Source organism: Acidobacteriota bacterium (assembly GCA_039683095.1).
Lineage (GTDB): Bacteria > Acidobacteriota > Aminicenantia > Aminicenantales > Saccharicenantaceae > RBG-16-66-30.
In genome coordinates this window covers 239529-263821 of record JBDKSB010000012.1, presented here as the reverse complement: position 1 = coordinate 263821, position 24293 = coordinate 239529, and the positions used below count along the sequence as shown (strand labels likewise).

Here is a 24293-nt window from a genome sequence, read left to right as displayed (position 1 = left end):
GTTCCGCGACCGGCGGCCCGAGGCGGGCCCATTGACAGGACAAAAAGACCGGCCGTATAGTTAGACCGCAGCAAAAGCCCCGGAAAAGGACAGGGGGACCACTCTTTCTTTCAAAGGAGGAACCATGAAGGTCACTCTCAGCGTCATCAAGGCGGACATCGGCGGCTGGGTCGGCCATTCGGCCATGCACCCGGCCCTCGAGGAATCGGCCCGCCGCAGCCTCGAAACGGCCCGGTCCCAGGGCCAGATCCTCGATTTCTTCGTGACCTCGTGCGGCGACGACCTGCAGCTGATCATGACCCACACCAGGGGCGTGGATTCCGAACCCATCCACCATCTGGCCTGGGACACCTTCATGACGGGGACCGAGGTGGCCCGGAAGCTCAAGCTCTACGGCGCGGGCCAGGACCTCCTGGCCGACGCCTTCTCGGGCAACGTCAAGGGCCAGGGGCCGGGGGTCGCGGAGATGGAGTTCGAGGAGAGGACGTCGGAGCCGGTCCTCATCTTCATGGCCGACAAGACGTCCGCGGGGTCCTGGAACCTGCCGCTCTACAAGATCTTCGTCGATCCCTTCAACACGGCCGGCCTGGTCATCGCGCCGCCGCTACATGCCGGCTTCCGCTTCGAGATCCATGACATCCGCGAGCACCGGAAGATCTTCTTCGACACGCCCGAGGAGATCTACGACCTCCTGATGTTCATCGGCACGCCGAGCAGGTTCACGATCAAGCACGTCTTTTCCCGCCACGACGGGACGATCGCCGCGGTCTCCTCGACCGAGCGGCTGTCGCTCATCGCCGGCAAGTACGTCGGCAAGGACGACCCGGTGATGATCGTCCGCTCCCAGCACTACTTCCCGGCCGTCGGCGAGGTCCTGGAGCCTTTCCGCTATCCCTGGATCATCGAGGGCTGGATGAGGGGCTCGCATTACGGCCCCCTCATGGCCGTCGCCCAGAAGCAGGCGACTCCGGCCCGTTTCGACGGCCCGCCTCGGGTCATCTGCCTGGGCTTCCAGGTCTCGGACGCCCGGCTGGTCGGCCCGCGCGACATGTTCGACGATCCGTCCTGGGACGAGGCGCGCCGCGAGGCCAACCTGCTGGCCGATCATCTCCGCCGGCACGGGCCGTTCGAGCCGCACCGGCTGCCGCTCGAGGAGATGGAATACACGACCCTGCCACAGACGATGGACAAGCTCAAGGGCCGCTGGCAGCCGCTCTAGCCGGTCCCGGCAGGCCCCGCGGCCGGCCGCTACTTCCGCGGGAAGACGTACTCCCCGGACGGGTCCCTCTGCTTGAGCGCCTTGACCACGCCGTCCTCGACCACGAACTCGAAAACGACGTCGGCGAAGAGCTTGATCCGGAACTGCAGACCCTTGTAGGGGATGAGCGGCTCGGGCGTCTGGCCCGGAACGTTCAGGACGAGGGTTCCGTTCTCCCCGGCGACGACCTGGAGCTTCACCCCGGTCGGCAGCTCGTAGGCTCCGGCCAGCTTGGCCAGGAGCTCGGGGGCCGGGGTCGCGGGCTTGCGGGTGAAGACGACCTCGGCCTCGTCGAGCGAGATAACGGCCTTGTCGACGTCGCCCTGGGGATTGGTCTGGAAGTTGATGGACGTCCGGCCGTAGGTCTCGTCGTCGGGCGTGACGAAGCGGTCGTAGTGGAAATGGCTAAGCGGCAGCCGGATCTTGTGGAAGTCCATGGCCAGGGCGCCGTCCTTCATTCCGACCTCGAGGACGCCGTAGGCCGGGTGCTCGAATTCGCCGGCGTAGTCGGCCAGGGCGTGGGACGGCCGGGTGTTCGGCACGCGGTCCGCTCCGGCATTGGCCCGGGCCTCGGTTCCGGCCTTCTTGCTCTTGAGCCGGCTGTCGAGCAGGCGCTCGCTCCACGGCGTCTGGTCCAGGCCCAGCAGCCGCTCGTAGACGTTGTAGCTCACGGTGTTGTAGAGGCTGGCGCAGTGGTCGCCGATGACCAGGACGATGACGCCCAGCTTCTCGCGGGGCATGAACGAGATCTGGGAATGGAAGCCGGGCAGGTCGCCGCCGTGGAAGGTCAGGAGGCGGCCGCGGTAGGACACGGTCTCGCGGCCCATGCCGTAGGCGGCGTTGAGGGCCTCCCAGAAGCCCCGCGCCTCGGCCGCCGTGTTAGGCAGGGCGATGGCCGGCTCCAGGGTCGCCTTGAGCACGTCCGGGGGCAGGACCTGTTTGCCGGCGTACCGGCCGTCGTTCATCAGGGCGATGAGCCAGTGCGAGAGGTCCTGGACGTTGGAGATGATCGCGCCGCAGGGGGCGACGCCGCCGATGTCCTCGTAGTAGGGGATCTGGTAGAGCTCGAAGGAGTCGCGCTTCTCGGTGAAGGGCACCCCGTATTCGGGCGCCTTGGTCATGTCGGCGATGGAATAGACCGTCGCGGCCATGTCCAGCGGCCTGAGGATGCGCTCGCGGACGAACTCCTCCCACGGCTTCCCCGACTGGAGCTCGATGATGTAGCCGGCGGCGGCGTACATGAGGTTGTTGTAGAGGAAGGTCTGGCGCAGCGGCTCCTGCGGCTCGAGGTAACGGAGCTTGTCGAAGAGCTGCTTGCGGCTGTCGTCGGACTGGTACCAGATCGTGTCGTGGCGGGTGACGCCGGTTCGGTGGGCCAGCATGTCGCGGAGCGTGACCGTGTTGTCGAGCTCGTTGTCGTAGAAGCGGATGGAGGGGACCGATCCCTTGACCGGCTTGTCCCAGGTCAGCCTGCCTTCGTCGACGAGCAGGCCCGAAGCGACGGCCGTGAACAGCTTGGTGTTGGAGGCGATCTGGCACAGGGTCGCGGGCGTGAAAGGCAGCTTCTTCCCGTAGTCGCGGTAGCCGTAGCCCTTGGCGAAGACGAGCTTGTCGCCGGCTACGACGCCGACGCCGACGCCCGGCGCGTTCCAGTCCTTGAGGACCTTGGCCATGTAGGCGTCGACGCCGCGGAGCTTCTTGGCCGCGTCCTGGTCGGGCGTCTGGGCCCCGAGCCGCGGCAGGGCGGTCAACGCCAACAGGGCGGCCAGGGCGGGGGCCAGGGATCGGAAGGACCGGGCGGATGTCTTGCGGGAATGCATGTCGGAACCTCCTTGCCGCGGGCGGCGGCGTCGTTTCGCGTCGAGGCGATAGTAGGCGCATCCGGGAGCCCCTGTCAAGGCGATGCGGGCCGGCCGCGCCGGCCGGGGAGGGGTTGCCAAAAGGCCCGGAAAAACGTAACATCCGGGCCCGATGGACAAGCCCACGCCCTCGGGCCGGCCGCTCCGGGAGATCTTCGGCGAGATCGCCGGGAGCTACGAGCGGGTGAACCGCGTCCTGACGCTCGGCCTGGACCGCGGCTGGCGGAGCCGGGCGGCCCGGCTGGCGGCCGGCGGCGGCGGGACGCGCTGGCTCGATGTCTGCTCGGGAACGGGGGAGATGGCCCAGGACCTGGCCCGCCGGGCGCCGGAGGGGACGGAGCTCGTGGCCGTCGACTTCTCCCTGCCGATGCTGGCCCGGGCCCGGGCCAAGCCGGGGCTGGAGCGGGCCGGCTTCGTCCTGGCCGACGTCAAGCGGCTGCCGTTCCCCGACGCGGCGTTCGACCTGGTCACGATCTCGTTCGCGACGAGGAACATCAACCTGTCGCGGGAGATCCTGGAATCGACGTTCCGCGAGTTCCGGCGCGTGCTCAGGCCGGGCGGCCGGTTCGTCAACCTGGAGACGAGCCAGCCGGCGGTCCGGGTCATCCGGGCCCTCTTCCGCGGGTACGTCGGGCTCGTCGTCCGGCGCGTCGGCCTGCGGATGTCCGGGGCCCAGGCCGGCTACGCTTATCTGGCCTCGTCGATCCGCGGCTTCTACGGGGCCGGGGAGCTTGCGGACATCCTTCGCGCAGCGGGATTCTACGATGTTTCTTTCGAGCGCCTCATGTTCGGCGCCGCGGCGGTCCACGTTTCGAAAAAGGCCTGAGCGGGCCTGTCGCCAACCCGGTTGCCCGCGGCGGGTTCCCTTCGAGAACCGGCGGCGGAGAGGCGCGTCAATGCGGCACGGCGCTGTCCTCCGGATGGGACATTCCCCCCGTCGCCGGCCTGTCCTGGGGCCCATTGGGGAGATCGGATCCGGAGCTTCGGCGCAGCCTATATCATAAAGATAGCAAATCGAATACAGGATGGATCTCGGCGCCCGCCGCCCCCTTGGCACGCTTCTCGCACTTTAAGCGCGCGGAAAGGAAAGGAGAAGAGCGATGAACGCGAAAAAGATCTCGGTCCTGGTCCTGGCCCTGCTCGCGACCGGGACGATCTCCTGCTACCGCCCCTACGGCTACCGGCTCTATCCCGACCGGCCCCGCTTCCAGCCGACCGACCCGGCCCGGGTCGATCTGCTCCGGCGCGAGCCGCGGCGCGATCATATCCAGCTGGGCGAGGTCTGGATCCGGCCGACCTGGCGCATGGACCGCTTCTATGTCGAGGGCATCCTCCGCGAAAAGGCGGCCGCGATGGGCGCGGACGCCCTGGTCATCGTGGCCGACCGCTTCTTCCGTGAAGGCGTCGTCTTCAGCTACTGGCACGGCCCGCGGGCCGTCTACGAGCGGCAGATCGTCGGCATCGCCATCAGCTACCGGCGTTGAGCCCGCCGGTGCGGCCGCCCGCGCCGCCTTAACATCCGAGGCTCCCGGGACGTAGAATGGTCATCATGAAAAAGACCGCCCCGGTCCTCCTCCTGGCCCTGGCCCTGTCCGCCCAAACCCGGTCCGGCCGCGTCTTGGCCTTGGGCATCATCGGCGCCCGCGGCAATAACGGCGTCGGCGTCGCCGGGATCAACTGGGACGTGTCGCTGATGCTGCTCAAGATCGGCGCCCGGGGGATCGGCCGGAACGAGAAAGAGGCGCTTCGGCCCGGACGGGCGGCCCGGGCCATCCGCTACGCCGCCGACAACAGCGCCCGGGTCATCAACTGGAGCGGCTTCGTCAGCGGCGCGACGCCCGAGGACCTGGCCGAGCTGCGGATCGCCATCGCCTGTGCCGGGTCCAAGGAAGCCCCGGGCGTGGCCGCCCTGGCGCTTTCCGTCGAGCCTCGGCTGGGCGCCGCGGCCCTCGAGAAGATCCCGATGGATACGGCCCGCCGCCTTCCCGGACTCGAGGCCCGGGTGGGTTGCGGCGGGATCGTCGACGCCTGCCGCGCCGTGCTCGCGGCGCGGTCCGGCCGCTGAGGGCCGGGAACTTCAGCGCGAGATCTGCACGGCGGCCGTCGCGGCCCGCGACGGGTCGCTTTCAGATACGGCCCGCAGGCTGACCGTCGCCGTCTTCGAGGCGCCCGCTTCGCCGGAGACGTAAACGGTCACATCCTGCGAGGCGCCGGCCCTCACCGCGGCCAGGGCATTGAGCAGCCGCGCGCTCCAGCCCGCGCCTTCGACGGAGACGGCGAGCCGGTAGACGTCGGCATCGAAGGCCTGGCCGGCTCCCGCGGACGAGGGAGCGCCCGTATTGGCCAGCTTGAACGTCACGGGGGTCGCATCCTCTTTTGCCTTCAGACGGCCCGCCGCCGGCTCGAGGGAAGCGCCGCGCGCCTGCGGCCCGGAGCCGTCGAGCGAGCGGACGGCCAGCTTGTAGACGAGGATGCCGTCCGCGTCGCGCCGCAGGTCGACGACATAGAAGTGAAGGCGGTTGGGCTCGTCGACCCACTCGCACTGGCTGCCGGAGTCGAGGCCGGCGTGGAAGAGGGCGTCGTTGAGCTGGCGGAAATCGGCGATCGTCCGCATCACCTTCTCGCCGCCGGGCTTGACGTAGTCGACCATGCCGATGTCTTCGGGGTGGGCGTCGATGACCCAGATGTAGCTGTTGAAGGCGTTGGGGCCGCCGTTCATGCCGCGCAGGGTGGCCTTGTTCTTGGCGATGAGGACGCCGTTGTCGGGCGTGAAGGAATCGTAGCCGACGCGCTGGACGACCTCGACCGTGTAGTAGGCGTAGTTAGGCTTCCCCGGGGAGAGGGGATCCAGGGCCGGGTCGTCGGGCGGCGTCAGGTCACCGGGCCGGGCCCCGTCGAACTTGACGACGAGGCCTGTGTAGGTCCCGGGCAGGGGATCGACGGCCCGGGCCGTGACCTCGGCCACGGCCAGGCCCGCCCGGGCCAGGACGTCCCGGCCGAGCGTCAGGAGCGAGGCCTGGTCGATGAACTTGTTCTCGAGGCGGTTGCGGACCATCAGGCCGGCCGGCATGAAGGCTCCCTGCGCCGGAGGCACCACCCAGCGCTTGTGCGGGCCGCCCGGCCCGTTGAAGCAGCCGCGGTCCATCATGTCCCAGGGCCCGGCGGCGACCCGGCGGTAGGGCTTGACGTAGGGATTGTTGTTGAGGTCGGGAAGATCGAAGGCGAAGTGCCCCAGCTCGTGGGTGATAGTGCCCGAGTTCTCGCCCTGGCGCATGGAGGACAGGCCCCACTGCTGGGAGCCGGCCAGCCAGCTAGTCCACGGGACGTAGCGGGTCGGGACCCAGCGGGGCCTGGCCGGGTTCGGATTGCCCCAGGCGGCCGGGATGTCGTCTTTCGAGGCGAACTTCATCTCTCCGAATTCCTGCCAGACGCCCGTCTCGTCGTAGCTGGCGTAGAGGCGGAGGACGGCGTCGAAGTCCTTGCGCATGTCCTTGCCGACGGCGGCCGTCCAGAGCGCGTCGCAGTCCTTCTCCATCCAGCCGTTGGCCCGGCTGCCGTCAGGCGTCTGGTCGTTCTGGCCGTACTCATTGAGGCCGTAGTGCCAGATGGGGCTGGGCATGAGGTACGGCCCGTAGACCGCGACCTCGGTGATGCCGAAGCGGCCGCGCGACTGCTCCATCCAGTAGCCGTTGATGGTCTGGCCGTGATTGTATCCGCTCGGCTTCATCCAGAAATCGGCGAAGAACTGCGGGACCCGGTCGCGAGGGACGGGGTCGATCTGGGGGTTGCCGAAGGGATCCGAGCCCTTGGGCAGGGTCATGACGAAGGGCTGGCCCGGGAAATCGATGCCGACGACGGCCAGCTTGAAGCCACGGGCGGGCCTGAGGGACGGGTCGGCCCAGTCGCGGCCGGGGATCGGACGATAATCGGCCCAGGTCATCGTGTCCTGGTCCTGGACCCGCTGGGGGTCGATGGGGCCGGGCCGGCCGCCGGCGGTCTTGGCGGCCTGGGGCGCGGTCGCGCCCGGCAGCAGGAGGAGTGACAGGCCGGCGACGCAGAAGCCCGCCGCGGCCGCAAGACGAGATTTTCCGTGCGTGCGCATGATCCCTCCGATCGTCCGGCGCCGAGTTTCCCGGAACGGGCGCCGGATCAGACTTTAAGCTCTTCGATCGCCAGCTTGTCGATATCCATCCGGCCGAGGCCCCATTCGACCGACTTGGCGATCATCAGGACGTCGGCGGCCTTCAGGTTGACCAGGGGGGCGCCATAGGCGTCCACGGCCACGGGGTCGGCGCCGAGGATGACCTTGTCGAGGCGGCGCAGCTCGCCCGGGCCGGCCGGGCCGTTCGTCAACAGGAACTCGGTGGCGTCGGCGAGGCACAGGTTGGGCTTGCGCAGGGTGTTGAGATCGGCGATGCACTGGGACAGGAAGGGGATATCGTCGTATTCGCCCTTGGCCCCCGAACCGGCGTGGAAGAACTGGTTCGAGGCGCCGGAGTTGGCGCCCATCATGTTCTTGAGGCAGCCCGACATGCCGACGCCGACATGGTGCTTGATGATCGGCAGGTTGACGAGGACGTCGCAGTCGAGGAATTCCTTGATCACGCTGGTCTTCTTGACGGTTTTGTTCCGGGCGACGGGCGTCTCGACGTAGTTGCCGGACGACTTCTTGACCGAGCCGATCTCGGCCCCGTACTTGGGGGCGAGCGCGGCACGATCGAAGTAGCCCGGCAGGGGATCGACGAGGTAGCGGATCTCCCGGGCCCCGGCTTCGAGCGAGGCCAGGATGACGGCCAGGGTGAGGTCGGGGTGGGTATGGCTGCCGGGCCTCTTCCACCAGGCCGGCGCGTTGATGAGCAGTCCGACCGACGAGCCCTTGGGAACGAAGTTGCTCATGCCGCCGAGGGCGGCCAGGCCCGCGTTCACGGCGGCGACGCGGTCGGCTCCCGTGACGACGGCCAGGTCGGGCCTGGCCCGCCTCGGCGGGGCGCCGGCGGAGGGCTTGGCCTGGCCCCGGAGGCCTCCGGCCAGCGCGGCGGCGCCGGCGACCGCGCCGACCCGGATGAAGTCCCGTCTCTTGATCATCCTGCTCATGATTTCCTCCTTGTCTGCTGCCTGCCAACAATGGGATTATTACACCAGATCGCCGCGGGAGGAAAGAAAAAACTGGGGCGTTTAAATAATGGGGAAGTCCCTGTTCATCACGGTTCCGCCAGCCGGACGACGGTCGCGCCCCAGCCGCCGGCTCCCATGTCCGCGTCCTCGAAGCCGGCGACGCGCGGGTCCTTCTTAAGGATCGAATGAACGGTCGCCTTGAGCGTGCCGGTGCCCTTGCCGTGGATGATGCGGATCTCGACTATGCCGCGCCGCAGGCATTCGCCGATGTATTCGGGGACCAGGTCTTTGACGTCCTTGGGGCTGAAGGTGTGGAGATCGAGGACGCCGTCGATGGGCAGCTCGAAGGGATCATGGCCGGCCGTCGGGGCTCTGTCGACGCAAGAGGCCTCGCCGGGAGCATCCTGCGGGCGGTCCTTCCGCTTCCCGGCCATGATGCGATTCTAGCCCAAACCGGCCCCGAAAAACACAGTTTCCCGTTTGACAAGCGAGCCCGACTTCACTAAACTAGAGGCGTTTTTTTGGCCCGCTAGTCCAATTCTGGCATATCTGATAAGCTTTCCTAAGTGTCGTTTTACCCATAAGATATCGTCTGCTCACGTTGACCATATTATATCCTGCGAGGGAATTGTTGGGCAAGATTTGGTCAAGATGAAGCGGGCCGTTCTGTTGTCTTTTTCCCGAGCACCCGCATCGCCTTTTTCATGCGTTCAAGGTCGGCGTGCTGGTATCGGAGTGTCGTCTGGACCTGGGAATGGCCGAGGATCCTCATGATGTCCGCCAGGCCGACTCCCTTTCCCAGGGCCTCAGAGACCATGATCGTCGAGGCGGTGTGGCGCAGGCCGTGGAGGATGAAGTCCGAGATCCCCGTCTTCTCTCGGATCGCCCGGATGAGACCGTAGGCATATGCCGGCTCCATGATTCCCCTGCGCCGGCGAAGAGGGAGCACGTAATCGTCCTTCCGCTCGAGTCCGTCCAGGATCGTACGTATCGCCGGAGTGACGGGGATCGTCTTCTCCCGGCGTTGCTTGGTCTCGGTCCGCTCGAGGACGATCCTGTCGCCGCGGATCGCGGACCACTTGAGGTTCAGGAGCTCGCCGGCGCGCATGCCCGTCAGGAGCAGCAGCCGGACAATTCGTTCGGCGTGCCGCATGATCCCGTCCTGGGGCCTGGCCCCGGCCTCGATCGCGCGGGCGGCCGCCAGGATGCGCTCGACCTCCTCGGCCGAATAGGCCCGGCGCCGCTGGTCGATGACGTAAGGCCGGACCGCCCGGGCAGGGTTCGGCCCCGGGTGATAGCCCTTGTCGATGGCCCATGTGAAGAAGCTCTTGAGAAGCTTCATGTAGTGGTTCACTGTCCCGGGCTCGCGGCCATCCTTCCGGAGCGACGCATCGAGCGCCGCAAAGTCCTTGTCGCCGATCGTCCCGAGGCGGCGGGCCGGGCCGAAGATTCCGGACGCGACGCCCAGCCGCATTTCAATCGTTCCCCAGCCCTTGACCCTGCGGACGTCGCGCTCGTACCGGACGTATTCTTCGGCGGCCTTCTCGAAGTCCGGGAGCTCCCCTGGCCGGCGGTTAGGGCGGGCCCCGTAATACTCGGCCCAAAGCCTCTTGTATTCCCGCTCAAAAAGGATGACTGCGCGGGCGCGATCTCGCGTGTGGAGGGAAAAACGAACTCGTTGGCGGTTCGGCGGGAACCCTATTCGCAGGCTCAGAAAATAGTAGCCCGTCTGTTTATTGAGAACAGGGCCTTCAGAGCGGCGGGGCACGGTTCAGACTCAGGTCAGCACACGGAGTCGGCGGCCGTGCCGGGCATCTGGCTCCACGTCTGACTGTTCCTTGGTATCTTTCATTCCTAAGCCTGAATCAGCCTTCTTTGTGGGAGCTAGAACCAGGATGAGCTCCTTGGCAGTCTGCCTGGATTGACGTCCGCCATTCTTATCCGGTTCGGCAGAGTTCCCGCCCAGCGTACTGAATCTGGTTTTCACTGATTTTCGATGAACCTCGAAGAATGGCGCCGCGGCCCTCCTGATAATTCCCCCGGATAGGCCATTTGAACAGACATGATCGGGAAAGGTCAGTATTACAGTTGCTTCGTGATTTGCCAATATCTTGAGCAGCTCCTTTATTGCGCCGCGTGATTGCGTTTTATTACTATATTTCGATTGGGGACGTTCATCTCGAGCTGGGTACCTGCCTGTCCCGAAGACGTCGCTCGAAGTTCCTCTCGCGATAGTCTCAAGGACATGGTAAAAGCGGCTATATTGGACGCCAGAATAGGGCGGATCGACAAAAACAAGATCGCCTTTCTCTATTGACTGTGCGGCGTCGTTCGCGTTCGCAATTTGCGCCGATCCCTTTGCGTTGGCATGCTGGGAGGCAATGCTAATCAGGGCTCGTTTTAGGTAGTTCGTAATATCCTTTTCCCATGCTTCCTGAAGAAAGCGTTTTGCCGTCTGAGTCGGCTGGAATGGCTGAGCTGTATGCCCCGGCGCAGCAGCGCACCGGCTCGCAGCATCGATTAGGGCGGCAAGAGCTACGCTACTCTCGGGGTCAGTCTTGGGGAGGGCCTTTCGAAAGGAATCAATCCAGATAGCCTGCAAGGGGCTATAATAATACCCCCCGTATGCCTTGGTTATCGGTTGACCCTGTCGGGCTGCACTCCAAGCCCGACACTTTGCTACTTCCGAGCGGGTCAGTTTTTCTGCTCTGGGGATTCTATGCTCTTTTCGAAACCTTTGGGCCGAATCGAACCAGTCCGCCCATATTTGATTCGCGTCGCACGCCTTGTCGCGGCCGATCACAGCCTCAGCTAGGACAACCGCAAATCCCTGTAGGTCATAGGCTTTCACCGGCAAAGAAGTCCGCTGAGCTGCAAAACAGGCTACAGCTCCCGATCCGGTAAAAAGATCGATGAAACGCGTTGCACTCTTCGCTTGTGCGCAAATAAGATCACCAAGTCCATTCTTCAGCATCCAGCGCTTGGACCCCATATATTTCATGGGAGATGTTCTCTATATGAGGATACGAAACTGGGCTCTACTACCTGGAAATCAAGATATTTATGGCTCCAACTCGGATTTCTATATATTTCCCAAAACCGATTCCCAGCTACCCGATTATCTAAGTAGCTCCTAAAACCGACCATTCTATGATAGGCAATGAGCTGAACATTTGCGATATCGGGGTATGAGTCTACTCTGGGAATGGGAGGATCTGAATAGTGCATATTCGCGATCCTCTGGACCCTTTGAATTAGAGCTGCCTCGTCAAGAACGGCAAAGACCGGAAACTTGTCGATATGATCCAGATAATTAGCCCTACATCTGTGTCCCGAATCCGATCCGTTTCCCTGATCCTCGTCATTTCTGTTATAGAGCGGATCGCTATCGAACGGACTGTGTTCCTTTACAGATCTCCAATAGAACTTATGTTCGGCATCTCCCGACTTCTTTGGCCGCATATGGCAGAGGAATTGCCTCCCGTCCACTTCAACGCGAAGAGCCATCTTTCTTGTCTTAGCCAACAAGAAGTAGCCGAGCAGATGTGCAAAAGCCCGGACGGAATAGTGACTGGAATAGTATCCAGCCACGGACGCCCAAATAGGACTTGCGTCAGTTAGGGAAGCAGATATTAAAAAACTATGAACTGCGCGGAGCCACATCTCGACCGAGGCGGTAGCAAAAAGGCCGAGTACGTCCGAACCGACCGCTGCGGAATCTCCCGTTGTTATATCAGCGAGATTGGCCAGCTTTTCAGACAAAGCTCCTGCGGCGGGGAGAGAACCTGAAGCATTCCTCTTCTGAAGAATGCTGAACATCGCGGCGATTTGAAGGTCTGAACTACTTGGTGGCATCAGTCGGCTGCGTGTGAAGTTCGGACATTATGAGTGCTCGGTTCTTCTCGGCAATTTTGGCGATCCGTTCAGACTTGGTAACAGCCGTAATCCTGTGTGTTCCTTCGACGGCCGCCCACAGGGTATTCCGAAAGCGCCCTATGCCTCCACTTCCATAATAACCACGGGCCTTGAACTTCTTCTTCCCTATAAACATGCCATCTTCGATTAGGCCCGCGCGCTTGGTGACATTTCTTAGCCACTTTATCAGGACGTCCAGAGCGCTATCGGAGACCAAGTGCGGAACGCTTGCCTTCTTGAGTCTCCAGATCATTGCGGGAACTAAGGCAAGCACCGACACCAATATGCGGCCTTGATATGCCACATTTTCCGGAGTGAGCTCGGTGCCACATGCTCCCTGCTTGCTTTCGAATCTTCCTGACGCCTCAAGCCACGCGGTGAGGCACTGTGCAAGAAATTCGGTCTGGCCGTCCAAGCTATGAATTCCCTGTGCATCTAGCTCCGGGAGGACATCCCGAATGGCGCTATTCAGCGTGGCCAGCGTAATTACATCCTTAACTCCATAACGAATGCCAGGGATTTGAATCATTCCGACGAGTGGGCCGGTCTCGAGCATTAGTCTGCGGCCGATGTCTTGCGCGCGCTCTATCCGAAACAAATCATCGTCTTTCCTTTCGCCTTCAAGCGGTATCCGGGCTGTCGGGAATAGATCTGCCACAAGCGAGCGGTCGACCTTCTTCTGATAGAAATTCACGTCAATGAAAATCTGCGCTTGAATACGTGGGGCGCTTCCTGGAGGATCTAAGTCCAAAAACACCTCTGCGGGAATCTCCCAACTAGCGGCGGGATCCATTTCTCGTCTTATGTTTACTGCAAAATAAGCGCCATTAATGCGATGCTGACCATCTATTACGGTGAAGTTCAGGTTCTTGTCCTTCTCATTGAAGACCAGATTTGCGGCTTTTGGTTCGTTAGGATTGCTGTCTATCTTGGCCCCGGTGACGTGAAGCAATACATTTGAGAAAGTAGGAAAGGAACTGCGCTGATATCCAATCACTGAACTAATTCTCGGAGGCCATTGTCTTCCCGGTTCATTTTCCTTCGGCTGATAAATCTTCTTGAAATACTTGTTGATTCGATTTTGAGCGTCGGTGATTTCCTGTTGCAGCAAATATGCAGCTATCTCTGCAACACGCTTCCAATCTAGCGATCTCTGGATAGCCCTGACCTTATCGGCTTTACGGTGAGGTGAGTGCGGTTCTCCGGGCCACCACCGCATCAGATCGATGACGTCCAGAGCACATAAGCATTGGGATTTGCCTTGCAGGTTTGGTGGTGCAAAGGGATTCTTGGGAACGATTACCGAAATTTTTGTAATCCCTGCAACTGAACTGAGTTTGTCCGTTACTGTTTCGTCTGGAGACATTCTCGCCACATCGTTCCTTTCGCCGAGGACCGAAACACTCAGCTTAGCTCATTATATCGTCATCTGAGGCATATTCAATCAGGAATTTGAATATAGCATTGGGCCCGTTAGACGGCCCTTCTCTACTTATCAGCTTAATCCCATTTTCTCTCTGAAATTTCAAAGTCCCCAGGGCTCCACAGACGGCCGGCATGCGGCCGACAAGGCGCATCTTCTCATGAAGATCTCCGGCCCGGATAGTCACCTCCTTTCTAGAGCGGGCCCGGGCTGGCTCGATAAACTCTCTGCAGGCTATCGCCCTGATCAGATCAGATAACTCCGCATCTCCCATATGGCCTCCCAAAATGAGAAAAAACAGTGCTTACCCACGTCTCTCATAATGAGGCGCGAAATCGCTTCCCATCGAGGAGCGCAATTCCCTTTCTCCTAAATCCCATCCCAGGTTTCACTCATCACCTTCGTTCTGTTTAGGCCAACAACCGACCCTGATATTGACCTCGAGTTCTGGCGGCACAAGAAGCATCCCTACCTTCTTCCCGCCGAGCAATAGGTCGACGGACTTGAATCCCTGGCCCGGAAGTTGCTTATTCTTCTCCGGCATGGATTCCTCGCCTTCGGCCACAAGGGACGTCACCGGGACCTCGAGGAGCTTGGCGATCCTTTTCAGCAGGGAGAGAGTGATGACGATCTCGTTCTTCATGAATGAATAGCCCCACGGCCGTGTGTAACCCAGGGCCTTGGCGAATGAGGATGGGTTGAACCGCTTTTCGTGAGCAAGGCGTTCGATCAGATCAATAGTCTCCTGCGGGTTCCTAGCCTCTTTCTCTCTCATCCCCTCTTCCCTTCCCCCCTGAGTAATGTGTCCTCGCTTACCTCGAGGGCCCGAGCGAACTCGGATACGTCATCGACCCTGAGCTTAATCCGGCCGGCCATGATCTTGCTTACCCAGGCCCCTTTTTTCCCCATCCGGGCCGCGAGGTCGATTTGCTTCCAGTTCTTGATAGCCATCTGGACGCGGATGTGCCGGAGGATGCGGCCGGATAGACTTTCGGCTGCCATGCCCCCTCACCTAATCAGAACGGCCAGGATCCCTCCGACCAGGCCCGCGGAGATCCGGTCCTTGATCTCGGGCGAGAACTTATTGTCCGGGTTGAGGATGTTCCTAACGAAGCGGTAGAGGCTGAGCAGCAGAACGCCGAAGAGGATCCCGGCGACGGCGAAGACGCCGAGGGCGTATCCGATTCCCGAAAGGAGATTGCCCTGCCTCCACGTTGCTACGCCGATTAGGCCGAGCATGAGGGCTACGTTAAGTCCGCTAAATACGCGCTTCATCTTACCACCCGACTTTTCCGGTGCTCGTGAGCTCGACCGGGAAGGCCATCCTCATGATACAGGTATTGTCCCTCATGACGATGCCCTTACACCCCGGGCCGATCCGGATCCCGCTGCCGGTCTCCCCGATGTTGGCTCGGTAGTACCGCTCGACCAAGGGCCTGAGAATCCCATAGCCGAGGATGCCGTTGAGCTCCTCCGGGTAGGAAACCTCGAGCGGGTCTTGGCTGAAATCCGCCCCCGGCGTCAGCTTGACGTCGGAGAAGAGTCCGGCGAGAGTCCCCGTAGGGGTTTCGAGGTCGTAGAACACACGGGAGACGAGGTGGTCGTCGTCCGTCCCGAGATCCTGGGAGTTCTGAAAGACCTTGACGAAGACGAGAGTGCCTTTGGCCATGCTGCCCTCCTTTGAGAAAAAATGGCGGGACCGCCCGTCTTTATCAATGAGGCGCAAAATTCGCTTCCCGTCGAGGAGCGGCTATCTGAAACAAGGCCCTGGGCTTCGGCCCTGGCCCTGGCGCCTCAACTACCCCTTCGGCGGGTACGGATCGTCCCCGTACGTGTGTTCTGTCTGGATAACTCCGTCCTTCCGGTGGATGATCAGTTGGCCTTTATCCTGCTTCCCAGCGATGTCCCGGCCGAAGTCGACGGCATCATCCTTGTTGTCGAAAGTTCTGGCCGGACGATCAGCGCCTTCTCGTTTGACGTTCCAGTGGTCATCCTGGTGAGTGATGTGATACTTGGTTCTTCCTGACATAGTGCGCCTCCCTTTCTTACTATTTAGTCAGCCGGCCGTCCTTATCGTTGAAGGAAAGGGTGTTGGATTCATCAGTTCATAAAAAGCTTCCACTCGCCCCCCCGCCAGTTGTAGGTCCTCCCGGTTATCCGGCTGGTTTTGATCAGTCCCTCCCCGCCATAATGCCATTGGCTCATCCACAGGAAGAGGAATAGCCATACAACGAGGACACTTACGATAAACTTCCAGAACAAATCCCTTTTCATATGTCAGTTTCTCCTCTGAGAAAATCCGCCTCTGCCATGCGTCTCCTCTTATGAGGCGCGATTCCGCTTCCCATCGTGGAGCGTCCTTATCATCTGGGGGCCCGCGGCCGCCGGCCCGGGCCCAGGCGCCTCACTCCCGTATGTTGCCAATTCTAAAATCCAGGGATAGCAATGACGTGCTATGAACCTCCTCAAAAAAGATGGGCATCTTCTCAACTCGCCCAAAATCCTCGATGATGGCTGCGGGATCGAAGATTAAGTAGAACTGCTTTCCCACGATTTCCGTGAAGAGGAATGGTAGAGCATTGAGCAATTGTAGACGGCCGGATCCTCCCCTTGCTCCCCCCAGAAGCGAGGCCTTCTGAATCTCGTAAATCGTACAGACAGCATTTCCGTCAATAATCTCATCACCGTAGGCGAGTTTACAGATCCGAGTGGCGGTCATTGGCATTCTCTCCTCTTAAAGAAAAGTCGTTTCGGACCTCCCATGTTCCGTTACGGGCAGAAGTTAGTCGCGCTGCGGCCACCGGCCCGGACCCAGTCGCCTCATTTCTAAAAGGGAATATCGTTGTCTGCCGGAGGTTCATCTTGTTTTGGACGAGATTCGATCCAGCGCTTAATGATGAAAAGATTAATTACGCCAGCGAGATGCACTGCGAATTCCGCAAGGCTGCGGTCCACGCTAGTAGGCTCGGCCCCCTGGCCGTGCGCCCGAGCTGGTTGATTTCGTTCCTTGACAGCGCCCAAGGCGAGCTTTTCAAAATGAATTAAAAAATCTTGGTAATATTCTGGAATAATGCCCGACTTTATAAGGTGCGTGAGCAGCGTCCCGAATTTTGCCCTCTCAATCCCTAAGCATTTCTTCATAACGCTTTCAACAGACTTGTGAGCGTTGATAATCGCTTCTTTTGGCTGGCCGCCTGTTAGGCAGGAAATTGCCTCTCCGAACTCCTCCAGCGCCCCGGAAGCCGAAGCTTCCTTTAGAAGATAGTGTGTCTTGGCGATTATCTCCTCTCGCACATATTGCGAATCAAGGAGAATCATCGTTTTATTCAGGAGTCTCCACGGTGAACCGTGGATATCTAAAATCGAATTGAGTTCGTGTTCGAACGATGCTGCTCTCGGCTCATCCACACTATCGCACCAGGCTTCGATGAAGTCGAAGACATGTTCAGGTAGCCCGCTCAAGATAACATCATGAATAGGAGACGAAACGAGTAGACCCTTATTGTCGAAAGCAACAAGGTAATCTCTCCCGTAATATTTCTTAAGTTTGTCTTCGGCCTTTATAAAGGACCAGTTATCTGAGCAATCAGGGGGGCCATCATAATCCGAAAAATCGCGCAGCACACGGAGGATGGCATTACGAAGAGGGATGTGTATGCTAGGTGTGAGCCTTTTATCCTTCAATGCGGCGGCTTGCCGCTTAGTGAAGTAGTATCGCATTCGATAGTCCCATAGACTACGCTGCTGAGTGGTCGGCGTAGTAAAGAATATTATCCATGATCAGCTCGGCTTGGGCTTCCCGGAACCCTCTACCTCAGGCCCCGGCACTCCGCCGTCCTTGGCTTCATCCGGCTTCTCTGGGTCCACGATCGGCGGGACATGGCCGTCGTCTGTGTAGATGAACGAGGTGATCCGGTCAGAACCCTTTTTCTTCCCGTCGATGATGGCAACGAACTTCAAGGGTGTTTCGTCTCCGGCGGCAAGACAAAGATCGCCACGGCCTTCCCTTTTCTGTCTGCTCCGCCGACGCCCAGGAATGCCGCCGCCACTTTCGCGCCGGCGCCCGGCTCGGACATAGCGTCGAGGATGATAGCGTTGGCCCCCATCTTCCCAGCCCGTTTCTTCATCGAATTCCACATCGCGGCCTCATTCGTCCAGAGGGCGTCTCCCGTCGAAACCAGCATGGCAACTTCCTCGTACTTGCCCGGCACCTGGTCTGCCGTCCTATAGACCGCGACTTGGGTCCACGGCACGGCTGCCCGACGCGGGGCTGTCCCGATCTGGACGGCATTCGTAGATACACAAGAGACACACAGCACAAGGAGCGCAAAGATCGCGAGTTGGCGTTTCACTAAAACCTCCTCCTGCCATTAATACAATCAATTCGCGTTATCAATTTTTACGGAAACAGCTTTTTGCTTGCCCTCTTGCGCACTCAATCGGTATCTTCACCGTTCCCTCGAAGCCCGGTTTGATGGGTGCATATTCGTGCGCGAAAAGAGACCGGGTATTCGTGTCCACCATCCTTTTTTGGGAATCATAGACGCTTGCCCGTATCGTGACATTCTTAGTGAATGTCCTTGGGTCGTATTTCTGTAGGTTACGATCGTATAGGAGCATGTGTAGTCGCCCACCGTTTTCTCCCAGAATCGTTCGATCTTGAAAGATCCGGCTTCCGTCTTCGTCCACTCCGCGTCTTGCCCCATCGCCAGGCCGCACACCACCAGCGTGACCGCAGCCGCTACGAGACGTTTCACCACTATTGCTCTGGCTCATTTTCCGGTTTCGTCTCTTCTCCGGGAGCTGCTAGGCCTGCTGTTTCTTTTGGCCTTCTGGGACCCCTCTTTACTTTTCGTTTCTTCCTGAGCTTGAGGTCAGCCAGTTCAGCGAGAATACTTTTATCCAGCACGTTCTTCAGTTCTCGCTCAATTTCCTGGATCCCGACCCGAACCTTCGCTCCCCTGTTTAATTCCCTAGCTATGGTCCTGCAAACGGACTCGGTGAATATGGCCTGAAGAAGGGACTGGGGAGTTAAGAGATTCAGCTTTTGCCAGTATTCATCAAGGGCGCCTTTGGCGTAGTTTTTCCGATGAAGGAGTGCGAACTTGGAAACGACTTCATCCGGGTTTTCCCCGAACTCGGCAACCAGGTCGGCCTGGAAGGCGACCGAGCTCTCTATCCCATCATCGGTCAACTGCATGTGGTAAAGGCGCCATTCACAGCCATTAGTGAGGATCGCCCATTCTGTGCCATTCCTCATAGCGTAGTTCTCAGCTTGTTCTATATGCTTGTCCGAAAGCTTAATCCCAGGCTGTTTTACCTCGATAAGGAATTCGACCTTCCCGTCGAGCTTTACGGCTATGTCGCAGTACTTGTCCTTGATTTGGTACTCTTTGCTGATTTCCTTGAAGACATCGTACTTAAGTGCGTCCTTGAGGAACTCCACGATATACATAACGATGTCTGCTTCCTTTTTCCCGAGCGTCTGGGCCTCCCTGAATATCCCAGCATAGGTAGACAACTTCTTCTTAAGTTCCTTTTCCACCGCGACCTCCTTAGCCTTTTTAGAGTTATTCAGGCAGGAAGATCCTCAATTGTGGCACTTGGCGCATATTGCATAACGGCTGCGATCCCGTTATCGCGTCCCTGCGGAGTGACATAAGCCTCGCTGGTTCCGATGATCTCATTGTTGCGGGCGCGAAGACGAAAACGATACATCCCCGCAGCATCCGTAAAGGACTCGTATTTATCCCGGGCTGGTGCGTTCGCTTTGACAGAAGCAATCCCATTCAGGCAACCCTGTTTTTGAACGTATCCTTCGCTGTGCAGAATCTTCTCATGGTTCGGTGCGCGTAAGTTGAACCTGAATTCGCCAGCACTGTCCTTGAAGATCTGGAAATAAGCTCCCATCTAGACCTCCTCGATCGGGTGATATGCTCAGCCCCTTGGTCCCTTGGGGCGTTGCTAGTCGAGTTTATTCCAGGTCCAGACAACCCTTCCGCAAATCGGGTTGTAGTTCAGTTCCTTTAGGCACAGAGCTCGCGGATATCCCGGGAAATCCCGGTTGTCCGCAAATAGGAGCAGATGGTCGTTATGCTGGAGAATCCGCTTGATCGTGACCCCTTCGTCGGGGATCTCGATCGCGTAGATCCTTTTGTTCCGGATCTCGACCTTGTCCTCGACGTCGATCGCGACGAGGCTCTTATCTTGAATGGTAGGGGACATGGAGTCGCCCGTCGCGAAGAGGCAGACGATTTTCTCGGCCGTCCTCTTCTGCTTGAGAGCCTTCCGCGGAAGGGCGCTGCGGTAGATCAGGGCGTAGCCGCCGGTGCGTTCCTGGGAGACGATCGCGCCGTGTCCGAGCGATGCGGCGTCCGCCAGGATCCGGATCGGAAGGAAATCGTCACGGCTGCTGAACTTAGCGAACTCGGATTGAGTCTCCTGGTCGGGGAAGATCTCGACGATTGCCGGCTCTTTATCAGCCTGGGATTTCGGGACGACGGGCTCGTCGATGAAGAGCTGGTAGATTGGAATGCCCAGGGCTTTTGCGATCTTGTTGAGCAGGTCTTCGTTGTACCGACGCTTCCCGTTTAGGAGCTGGTTCAGGTAGACGGTGGAAAGCCCTTTTTCCCGACAGAACTTGGTCAGATTTGTCCCATAGCCAAGTCTGGCGATTTCATTCCGGATGTTCTCTCGAATCCCCATATTCAGAGACATCCTAAATTAACAAATCGTTAAAAAACAAGGGGGATAGAAAAAAAATAGCAAATTGTATATGTTTTGCTTGACAGGACAATAGCAAATTGTTAATATCATGCCGGAGCACGAAAATGCGAATAGCTAACCTGGCTGAGTACAAAGAGAAGCGCGGACTCTCTGGGGCAGACCTGGCCAAGGAGTTCGGCATAACAACCGCCCATCTTTCGATGCTGATGTCGGGCAAGAGATCGCCTTCCAAGAAACTGGCGCAGCGCATCAGCGAGAAGACGGGCATCCCGGTCCTCAACCTGCTTTATCCCCAGGAGACGCACGATGGACGCCAGCAAGTCTGACCGCCTCACGATTCGCGAAGCGGCGGCCGAGCTCCGCCTCTCGAGGGATGTCGTCTATTCGATGGCGGCGGCTGGGGAGATCGATCACTACCGCATCCGCGGCAGGATCTTCATCTCGCGCGAGGGGATTGCCAAGCTTCTGAAGGCCAACTTTTACCCGGCGCATCGGAGCTTCTTTCACCGCAAGTCTGCCCTCCGCACTCAGACTAGCGCGAGAGTGTCATGAACCTCAACCTAAATTCCTCTCCGATTTCAGGATTCTCGGCCCTTCTCTACGTCAATTTCATCATCAAGAAGAAGTACCGTGTCGACGCCGTGGCTAAGGACATGCAAATCGCCACGGACACGCTCTACCGCTACGTCCGCGGCGAGAACGTCATCCCGCCGGACCGTGTCGTCGACCTGGTCAAAGCGACGGGGGATGTGGAGCTCCTCGAGTTCTTCTGTGAGCCCTGCGGCTTCATTCCCGTCCAGGCCGTCAACGGCAAGCCCTCCGTGGCGGAACGCGAGAAGGACCAGATCCGGTTGTCCATCCTGACCGGCGAGGCGCTCAAGGAAATCGAGGAAGCGTACGCGGACGGAAAGGTCGACAAGTCGGAGCTCCGCCGGATGGAGCGGGCCCTGGCCCGCCTTCAGCAGAAGTCGGCTGAGCTCCGCGAGAAGATCAAGAAAGAGGTCGGCAGATGACCTCTCAGCATTCATCAAGGGGAGGCCTCGAATGATCAACGTCTCGGTTCTGGCGAAGCTCATCGCCTTCAAGTTTGGTTACAGCCTCAGCGTAGCTCGGGCCGTGGCTGAGGACATGATTCACGACGACTTCCCGAAGAACGGGATCACCACGGCCGGCGGGGTGATCGTCTACCTCGACTACGTGAAGAGCCTTCTCCGGCCGAAGGAGGCTTGAAATGGTCCGCGCCGGCGATAGGGTAAGGGTCCGCGAACACGATGTAACGGGGACCATTGTTCGAGTGTATTCCGCCGTCAAGAGCGTTGTCCTTGACGATCCAGCCATCGTTGTCAGGTTCGATCGTCGCCTCCCAAACGGCGATGGTTACGACGTCGTCACGATGGCAGATATCGAGCCTGTGACTTCGATGGCGTCGATACGAGCCGACCGATGAGCCGCCAACTGCGCTTCGACGAGGACTTCATCGAGGACTGCCGAATGGCCGAGATCCCGGACGACATCCTGGAACTAGGCCGATGCTGCGGTTGCGGCCACCTGGCCGAGTTGAACGGAGGCTACTGCGCGGACTGCGCGGAGCCCATCAAGGAGGACGATGACGAAGATACGACTGTGATGGCAAAGGTTCCCCGCTTCGCGAGAGCGGGGAAGGAAAAAACTCATGACCGGCCTGAAGCCGGCTGACGGTCCAACCGTAGCGCGGACCGCGGTCGCTGTCAAGGCCTGAAAGGAAATCGAATGGCAGACTCCAAGCGCAAGAAAGTGGGAGTCGGGTGGGCCCGAACCTCCCAGGACGGGACGAAGAAGTACGTCTCGATCGTCATCAACGGAGGCCTCTCTCCGGACATCAACCTCGTGATGTTCCAGAACGGCTTCAAGGAGAAGGACGGTCAGCCGGACTTCATCCTCTACCTCAACGCGCCGAAGGAAGCCTCGGCCGAGGGCGCCACCGCAAAGGCCGGCCCGGCTGAGTTCCCCGGCGAAGAAGGGGCTGGGCCCGGGCCCGACGACGACATCCCGTTCTAGGTCCATGAGAAAGGAGCACTAACCATGACCTTTAAAAAGGCAGAACGCACTCAGGCCACGCTGAAGATCGCCCTGACCGGGCCCTCGGGCTCCGGCAAGACCTTCAGCGGGCTCATCCTCGCGGCCGCGCTCGGAAAGAAGATCGCGGTCGTGGACACCGAGAACAAGTCCGCCTCCCTCTATGCCGACATGGACAAGGGCCCGCTGGCCGGCATCGTCTTCGATGTCCTGGACCTCGAGCCGCCCTACACGATCGTCAAGTACGCCGAGGCGATCGAGGCCGCCGAGAAGGCCGGCTATGACGTCCTCCTGATCGATTCAATCTCCCACGCCTGGGCGGGGGAGGGCGGGCTGCTCGACAAGAAAGCGGCCCTCGACCAGCGGGGAGGCAACTCCTACACGAACTGGGCAACGATCACGCCCGAGCAGGAGCGCTTCAAGGCCCGGATCCTCCAGGCGGGCATCCACGTCATCTGCACGATGCGGAGCAAACAGGATTACGTCCTCGAGCAGAACGACAAGGGCAAATCCGTCCCGAAGAAAGTCGGCCTCGCGCCGATCCAGCGCGACGGCATGGAGTACGAGTTCACGACGGTATTCGACATCGCGATGGATCACAACGCCGCCGCCTCCAAGGACCGGACTTCGCTCTTCGACGGCCAGATCTTCAAAATCTCGAAGGATACAGGAGCGAAGCTCATGAAGTGGCTGAAGGGCGCGAAGGCCCCGGCGCCGAAGCCGGCCGCCGCTCTGAAGCCGCAGCCCCAGGCGCCCGCGCCGGCCGAGGAGTTCCCCGAGGCCGCGACGACGTCGCCGCAGCCCGGGCCGCAGATGATCACCGCGACGCAGCGGGAGAAGGTCCTGCGCGGCATCAAGGCCCTCCACGACCTCGGCCGCAAGGACGAGACGATCTGGCAGGGCATCACGGCCCACGTCATGAAAGCCAAGAACCGCGAGGTCACCGAGCTTGACGATCTGACCTCGGACGAGGCCGACCTGGTCGTCTCCTACCTCGATGCTTGGGCCGAACATCTGAAGGCCAAGCCCGCCCAGGATGCCGGCAACGGGAGGGCCTCGTGAGCACGCCTGCCTCCAACATGATATTCCCCGAGGAGTCCCCGGCGCCCGCGGCCGGGGCTCCTTTCCCGGCGAAGCCCGAGCCTAAGGCGATCACGGCGATCGTCGCCCGCTCGAGCTCGGCGCTCGATAAGGCCCGGGCCCTGGTCATCAAGACCCAGGAGGATCTGACGGCGGCCGACCTGTTCCGGCAGGACATTATGGGCCTCCTGAAGTCGATCGACGAAACGTTCGACCCTCAGATCTCCCGGGCCCACGCACTCCACAAGTCGCTCCTCGAGGAGAAGAAGAAGTTCGCCGATCTGCCGAACCAGGCCCTCGACATCATCAAGCCGAAGATCGCGGACTACCTCCAGGAGCAGGACCGGCTCAGATTCCAGGCCGAACGCGAGGCCGAGCTCAAGCGGCAGGAGGCGAAGCGGCTCACGGAGAAGGCGGTGGACAAGGCCTGGGAACTCGTCGACCAGGATAAGGCCGGCGAGGCCGAAGACATCGTCCAGAAGGCCGGCAAGGAGGCCGAGGCGATCCAGGCCACGGCGCCGGCCATCCCGGAGAAGCCGATGGCCAACGTCTCACTCCGGGAGCTCTGGGACTTCGAGATCGTGGACGTGGACAAGATCCCGCGGAAATACATGGTTCCGGATCTCGTCACGATCGGCAAGGTCGTCCGGGCAATGAAGCACCAGACTGACATCCCCGGGATCCGGGCCATCAAGAAGACCGCGATCGCGGACAAGGGATCGAGGAAGTAAGCATGAACGGCCAGGCCGGGGAGTCCATGATGCGGCGCGGTTCTCCTTTGCCGCGCGACTCCTTTCGCCGTATTCGAGGCGACTCTCGCATCGGGTCGGCGGGCTGGTCACCTGCGGACCCCGCCCCGGCC

Annotated in this window: 34 protein-coding genes; 13 read left to right on the top strand and 21 right to left on the bottom strand. The window is 60.4% G+C overall.

Annotation, left to right across the window (positions count from 1 at the left end):
- Window positions 1-124: 124 nt before the first annotated feature.
- Window positions 125-1219 (top strand): fructose-1,6-bisphosphate aldolase/phosphatase, encoded by a 1095-nt coding sequence (fbp, locus tag ABFD52_09130; GenBank protein ID MEN6560923.1) that lies wholly within the window; start codon window positions 125-127, stop codon window positions 1217-1219.
- A 29-nt stretch (window positions 1220-1248) separates the two neighbouring features.
- Here the strand turns inward: fbp and ABFD52_09125 are convergent, their stop codons facing one another.
- Window positions 1249-3078 (bottom strand): serine hydrolase, encoded by a 1830-nt coding sequence (locus ABFD52_09125; protein MEN6560922.1) that lies wholly within the window; start codon window positions 3076-3078, stop codon window positions 1249-1251.
- Between the two features lie 151 nt (window positions 3079-3229).
- Here ABFD52_09125 and ABFD52_09120 point away from each other — a divergent pair, with 151 nt between their 5' ends.
- The 3 genes from ABFD52_09120 to ABFD52_09110 all read left to right on the top strand — a co-directional run bounded on the left by ABFD52_09120 (window position 3230) and on the right by ABFD52_09110 (window position 5182).
- Window positions 3230-3943: a ubiquinone/menaquinone biosynthesis methyltransferase gene (locus tag ABFD52_09120; protein ID MEN6560921.1), complete on the top strand. Its 714-nt coding sequence runs from the start codon at window positions 3230-3232 to the stop codon at window positions 3941-3943.
- Between the two features lie 274 nt (window positions 3944-4217).
- A complete protein-coding gene (locus tag ABFD52_09115) occupies window positions 4218-4601 on the top strand; it encodes a hypothetical protein (GenBank protein MEN6560920.1) in 384 nt (127 codons plus the stop codon).
- Between the two features lie 65 nt (window positions 4602-4666).
- On the top strand, window positions 4667-5182 hold the full coding sequence (locus ABFD52_09110; protein ID MEN6560919.1) for a hypothetical protein: 516 nt from the start codon (window positions 4667-4669) through the stop codon (window positions 5180-5182).
- Between the two features lie 12 nt (window positions 5183-5194).
- Here the strand turns inward: ABFD52_09110 and ABFD52_09105 are convergent, their stop codons facing one another.
- The 20 genes from ABFD52_09105 to ABFD52_09010 form a co-directional block, all read right to left on the bottom strand.
- Window positions 5195-7219 carry a peptidase M6 gene (locus ABFD52_09105; GenBank protein MEN6560918.1) on the bottom strand — a complete coding sequence of 675 codons (2025 nt, stop codon included), beginning with the start codon at window positions 7217-7219 and terminating at the stop codon, window positions 5195-5197.
- A 47-nt stretch (window positions 7220-7266) separates the two neighbouring features.
- Entirely contained in the window at window positions 7267-8211 is a 945-nt protein-coding gene (locus tag ABFD52_09100) for a DUF362 domain-containing protein (protein MEN6560917.1), read from the bottom strand.
- Between the two features lie 107 nt (window positions 8212-8318).
- Complete coding sequence (locus ABFD52_09095; GenBank protein MEN6560916.1) at window positions 8319-8666, bottom strand: Smr/MutS family protein; 348 nt, start codon at window positions 8664-8666, stop codon at window positions 8319-8321.
- 212 nt (window positions 8667-8878) lie between these two features.
- Complete coding sequence (locus tag ABFD52_09090) at window positions 8879-9706, bottom strand: site-specific integrase (GenBank protein MEN6560915.1); 828 nt, start codon at window positions 9704-9706, stop codon at window positions 8879-8881.
- Between the two features lie 303 nt (window positions 9707-10009).
- A complete protein-coding gene (locus ABFD52_09085; protein MEN6560914.1) occupies window positions 10010-11233 on the bottom strand; it encodes a DNA adenine methylase in 1224 nt (407 codons plus the stop codon).
- Window positions 11230-12051 (bottom strand): hypothetical protein, encoded by an 822-nt coding sequence (locus ABFD52_09080; protein MEN6560913.1) that lies wholly within the window; start codon window positions 12049-12051, stop codon window positions 11230-11232. Before ABFD52_09080 ends, ABFD52_09085 begins: the two co-directional genes overlap by 4 nt.
- Window positions 12052-12073: 22 nt before the next feature.
- Window positions 12074-13513, bottom strand: coding sequence for a DNA sulfur modification protein DndB (locus ABFD52_09075; GenBank protein MEN6560912.1), 1440 nt, complete (start codon window positions 13511-13513; stop codon window positions 12074-12076).
- Between the two features lie 43 nt (window positions 13514-13556).
- On the bottom strand, window positions 13557-13844 hold the full coding sequence (locus tag ABFD52_09070; protein ID MEN6560911.1) for a hypothetical protein: 288 nt from the start codon (window positions 13842-13844) through the stop codon (window positions 13557-13559).
- A gap of 114 nt (window positions 13845-13958) precedes the next feature.
- A complete protein-coding gene (locus ABFD52_09065) occupies window positions 13959-14345 on the bottom strand; it encodes a hypothetical protein (protein MEN6560910.1) in 387 nt (128 codons plus the stop codon).
- Entirely contained in the window at window positions 14342-14572 is a 231-nt protein-coding gene (locus tag ABFD52_09060) for a helix-turn-helix transcriptional regulator (GenBank protein MEN6560909.1), read from the bottom strand. Before ABFD52_09060 ends, ABFD52_09065 begins: the two co-directional genes overlap by 4 nt.
- Window positions 14573-14578: 6 nt before the next feature.
- Window positions 14579-14845 carry a hypothetical protein gene (locus ABFD52_09055; protein MEN6560908.1) on the bottom strand — a complete coding sequence of 89 codons (267 nt, stop codon included), beginning with the start codon at window positions 14843-14845 and terminating at the stop codon, window positions 14579-14581.
- A gap of 1 nt (window position 14846) precedes the next feature.
- Window positions 14847-15239 carry a hypothetical protein gene (locus ABFD52_09050; GenBank protein MEN6560907.1) on the bottom strand — a complete coding sequence of 131 codons (393 nt, stop codon included), beginning with the start codon at window positions 15237-15239 and terminating at the stop codon, window positions 14847-14849.
- A 129-nt stretch (window positions 15240-15368) separates the two neighbouring features.
- Window positions 15369-15599, bottom strand: a complete 231-nt coding sequence (locus tag ABFD52_09045) for a DUF2188 domain-containing protein (GenBank protein ID MEN6560906.1) — start codon at window positions 15597-15599, stop codon at window positions 15369-15371.
- Window positions 15600-15974: 375 nt separating this feature from the next.
- Window positions 15975-16289, bottom strand: coding sequence for a hypothetical protein (locus ABFD52_09040; protein MEN6560905.1), 315 nt, complete (start codon window positions 16287-16289; stop codon window positions 15975-15977).
- Between the two features lie 107 nt (window positions 16290-16396).
- Window positions 16397-17290, bottom strand: a complete 894-nt coding sequence (locus ABFD52_09035; protein ID MEN6560904.1) for a hypothetical protein — start codon at window positions 17288-17290, stop codon at window positions 16397-16399.
- A gap of 60 nt (window positions 17291-17350) precedes the next feature.
- The gene (locus ABFD52_09030; GenBank protein MEN6560903.1) at window positions 17351-17530 is read right to left on the bottom strand and encodes a hypothetical protein; all 180 of its coding nucleotides are present in this window, start codon (window positions 17528-17530) and stop codon (window positions 17351-17353) included.
- Complete coding sequence (locus ABFD52_09025) at window positions 17527-17922, bottom strand: hypothetical protein (protein ID MEN6560902.1); 396 nt, start codon at window positions 17920-17922, stop codon at window positions 17527-17529. The genes ABFD52_09030 and ABFD52_09025 overlap by 4 nt, the downstream gene beginning before the upstream one ends.
- A 407-nt stretch (window positions 17923-18329) precedes the next feature.
- Window positions 18330-19115 carry a type I restriction enzyme HsdR N-terminal domain-containing protein gene (locus ABFD52_09020; GenBank protein ID MEN6560901.1) on the bottom strand — a complete coding sequence of 262 codons (786 nt, stop codon included), beginning with the start codon at window positions 19113-19115 and terminating at the stop codon, window positions 18330-18332.
- A 29-nt stretch (window positions 19116-19144) separates the two neighbouring features.
- The gene (locus tag ABFD52_09015; GenBank protein ID MEN6560900.1) at window positions 19145-19480 is read right to left on the bottom strand and encodes a YegP family protein; all 336 of its coding nucleotides are present in this window, start codon (window positions 19478-19480) and stop codon (window positions 19145-19147) included.
- A 54-nt stretch (window positions 19481-19534) separates the two neighbouring features.
- Entirely contained in the window at window positions 19535-20275 is a 741-nt protein-coding gene (locus tag ABFD52_09010) for an XRE family transcriptional regulator (protein ID MEN6560899.1), read from the bottom strand.
- Between the two features lie 125 nt (window positions 20276-20400).
- Between ABFD52_09010 and ABFD52_09005 the strand changes: the two genes are divergently transcribed.
- From ABFD52_09005 to ABFD52_08965, 9 genes are read left to right on the top strand one after another with little or no spacing between them, the layout of a single operon-like run.
- Window positions 20401-20622 carry a helix-turn-helix transcriptional regulator gene (locus ABFD52_09005; protein ID MEN6560898.1) on the top strand — a complete coding sequence of 74 codons (222 nt, stop codon included), beginning with the start codon at window positions 20401-20403 and terminating at the stop codon, window positions 20620-20622.
- Window positions 20603-20848 carry a helix-turn-helix domain-containing protein gene (locus ABFD52_09000; GenBank protein ID MEN6560897.1) on the top strand — a complete coding sequence of 82 codons (246 nt, stop codon included), beginning with the start codon at window positions 20603-20605 and terminating at the stop codon, window positions 20846-20848. Before ABFD52_09005 ends, ABFD52_09000 begins: the two co-directional genes overlap by 20 nt.
- The gene (locus ABFD52_08995; GenBank protein MEN6560896.1) at window positions 20845-21309 is read left to right on the top strand and encodes a phage regulatory CII family protein; all 465 of its coding nucleotides are present in this window, start codon (window positions 20845-20847) and stop codon (window positions 21307-21309) included. The genes ABFD52_09000 and ABFD52_08995 overlap by 4 nt, the downstream gene beginning before the upstream one ends.
- A 31-nt stretch (window positions 21310-21340) precedes the next feature.
- Window positions 21341-21526 (top strand): hypothetical protein, encoded by a 186-nt coding sequence (locus ABFD52_08990; protein ID MEN6560895.1) that lies wholly within the window; start codon window positions 21341-21343, stop codon window positions 21524-21526.
- Window position 21527: 1 nt separating this feature from the next.
- A complete protein-coding gene (locus ABFD52_08985; protein ID MEN6560894.1) occupies window positions 21528-21743 on the top strand; it encodes a hypothetical protein in 216 nt (71 codons plus the stop codon).
- The gene (locus ABFD52_08980) at window positions 21740-21991 is read left to right on the top strand and encodes a hypothetical protein (GenBank protein MEN6560893.1); all 252 of its coding nucleotides are present in this window, start codon (window positions 21740-21742) and stop codon (window positions 21989-21991) included. The genes ABFD52_08985 and ABFD52_08980 overlap by 4 nt, the downstream gene beginning before the upstream one ends.
- 54 nt (window positions 21992-22045) lie before the next feature.
- Window positions 22046-22333, top strand: coding sequence for a hypothetical protein (locus tag ABFD52_08975; protein ID MEN6560892.1), 288 nt, complete (start codon window positions 22046-22048; stop codon window positions 22331-22333).
- 24 nt (window positions 22334-22357) lie between these two features.
- Window positions 22358-23413, top strand: a complete 1056-nt coding sequence (locus tag ABFD52_08970; protein MEN6560891.1) for an AAA family ATPase — start codon at window positions 22358-22360, stop codon at window positions 23411-23413.
- Complete coding sequence (locus tag ABFD52_08965; GenBank protein MEN6560890.1) at window positions 23410-24162, top strand: hypothetical protein; 753 nt, start codon at window positions 23410-23412, stop codon at window positions 24160-24162. Before ABFD52_08970 ends, ABFD52_08965 begins: the two co-directional genes overlap by 4 nt.
- Window positions 24163-24293 lie beyond the last annotated feature (131 nt).

Excerpts from the sequence above, each read along its gene's own strand:
- fbp (MEN6560923.1), top strand. The coding sequence starts at position 125 with ATGAAGGTCACTCTCAGCGTCATCAAGGCGGACATCGGCGGCTGGGTC.
- ABFD52_09125 (MEN6560922.1), bottom strand. The coding sequence starts at position 3,078 with ATGCATTCCCGCAAGACATCCGCCCGGTCCTTCCGATCCCTGGCCCCC.
- ABFD52_09120 (MEN6560921.1), top strand. The coding sequence starts at position 3,230 with ATGGACAAGCCCACGCCCTCGGGCCGGCCGCTCCGGGAGATCTTCGGC.
- ABFD52_09115 (MEN6560920.1), top strand. The coding sequence starts at position 4,218 with ATGAACGCGAAAAAGATCTCGGTCCTGGTCCTGGCCCTGCTCGCGACC.
- ABFD52_09110 (MEN6560919.1), top strand. The coding sequence starts at position 4,667 with ATGAAAAAGACCGCCCCGGTCCTCCTCCTGGCCCTGGCCCTGTCCGCC.
- ABFD52_09105 (MEN6560918.1), bottom strand. The coding sequence starts at position 7,219 with ATGCGCACGCACGGAAAATCTCGTCTTGCGGCCGCGGCGGGCTTCTGC.
- ABFD52_09100 (MEN6560917.1), bottom strand. The coding sequence starts at position 8,211 with ATGAGCAGGATGATCAAGAGACGGGACTTCATCCGGGTCGGCGCGGTC.
- ABFD52_09095 (MEN6560916.1), bottom strand. The coding sequence starts at position 8,666 with ATGGCCGGGAAGCGGAAGGACCGCCCGCAGGATGCTCCCGGCGAGGCC.
- ABFD52_09090 (MEN6560915.1), bottom strand. The coding sequence starts at position 9,706 with ATGCGGCTGGGCGTCGCGTCCGGAATCTTCGGCCCGGCCCGCCGCCTC.
- ABFD52_09085 (MEN6560914.1), bottom strand. The coding sequence starts at position 11,233 with ATGAAATATATGGGGTCCAAGCGCTGGATGCTGAAGAATGGACTTGGT.
- ABFD52_09080 (MEN6560913.1), bottom strand. The coding sequence starts at position 12,051 with ATGTTCAGCATTCTTCAGAAGAGGAATGCTTCAGGTTCTCTCCCCGCC.
- ABFD52_09075 (MEN6560912.1), bottom strand. The coding sequence starts at position 13,513 with ATGTCTCCAGACGAAACAGTAACGGACAAACTCAGTTCAGTTGCAGGG.
- ABFD52_09070 (MEN6560911.1), bottom strand. The coding sequence starts at position 13,844 with ATGGGAGATGCGGAGTTATCTGATCTGATCAGGGCGATAGCCTGCAGA.
- ABFD52_09065 (MEN6560910.1), bottom strand. The coding sequence starts at position 14,345 with ATGAGAGAGAAAGAGGCTAGGAACCCGCAGGAGACTATTGATCTGATC.
- ABFD52_09060 (MEN6560909.1), bottom strand. The coding sequence starts at position 14,572 with ATGGCAGCCGAAAGTCTATCCGGCCGCATCCTCCGGCACATCCGCGTC.
- ABFD52_09055 (MEN6560908.1), bottom strand. The coding sequence starts at position 14,845 with ATGAAGCGCGTATTTAGCGGACTTAACGTAGCCCTCATGCTCGGCCTA.
- ABFD52_09050 (MEN6560907.1), bottom strand. The coding sequence starts at position 15,239 with ATGGCCAAAGGCACTCTCGTCTTCGTCAAGGTCTTTCAGAACTCCCAG.
- ABFD52_09045 (MEN6560906.1), bottom strand. The coding sequence starts at position 15,599 with ATGTCAGGAAGAACCAAGTATCACATCACTCACCAGGATGACCACTGG.
- ABFD52_09040 (MEN6560905.1), bottom strand. The coding sequence starts at position 16,289 with ATGACCGCCACTCGGATCTGTAAACTCGCCTACGGTGATGAGATTATT.
- ABFD52_09035 (MEN6560904.1), bottom strand. The coding sequence starts at position 17,290 with ATGCGATACTACTTCACTAAGCGGCAAGCCGCCGCATTGAAGGATAAA.
- ABFD52_09015 (MEN6560900.1), bottom strand. The coding sequence starts at position 19,480 with ATGGGAGCTTATTTCCAGATCTTCAAGGACAGTGCTGGCGAATTCAGG.
- ABFD52_09010 (MEN6560899.1), bottom strand. The coding sequence starts at position 20,275 with ATGGGGATTCGAGAGAACATCCGGAATGAAATCGCCAGACTTGGCTAT.
- ABFD52_09005 (MEN6560898.1), top strand. The coding sequence starts at position 20,401 with ATGCGAATAGCTAACCTGGCTGAGTACAAAGAGAAGCGCGGACTCTCT.
- ABFD52_09000 (MEN6560897.1), top strand. The coding sequence starts at position 20,603 with ATGGACGCCAGCAAGTCTGACCGCCTCACGATTCGCGAAGCGGCGGCC.
- ABFD52_08995 (MEN6560896.1), top strand. The coding sequence starts at position 20,845 with ATGAACCTCAACCTAAATTCCTCTCCGATTTCAGGATTCTCGGCCCTT.
- ABFD52_08990 (MEN6560895.1), top strand. The coding sequence starts at position 21,341 with ATGATCAACGTCTCGGTTCTGGCGAAGCTCATCGCCTTCAAGTTTGGT.
- ABFD52_08985 (MEN6560894.1), top strand. The coding sequence starts at position 21,528 with ATGGTCCGCGCCGGCGATAGGGTAAGGGTCCGCGAACACGATGTAACG.
- ABFD52_08980 (MEN6560893.1), top strand. The coding sequence starts at position 21,740 with ATGAGCCGCCAACTGCGCTTCGACGAGGACTTCATCGAGGACTGCCGA.
- ABFD52_08975 (MEN6560892.1), top strand. The coding sequence starts at position 22,046 with ATGGCAGACTCCAAGCGCAAGAAAGTGGGAGTCGGGTGGGCCCGAACC.
- ABFD52_08970 (MEN6560891.1), top strand. The coding sequence starts at position 22,358 with ATGACCTTTAAAAAGGCAGAACGCACTCAGGCCACGCTGAAGATCGCC.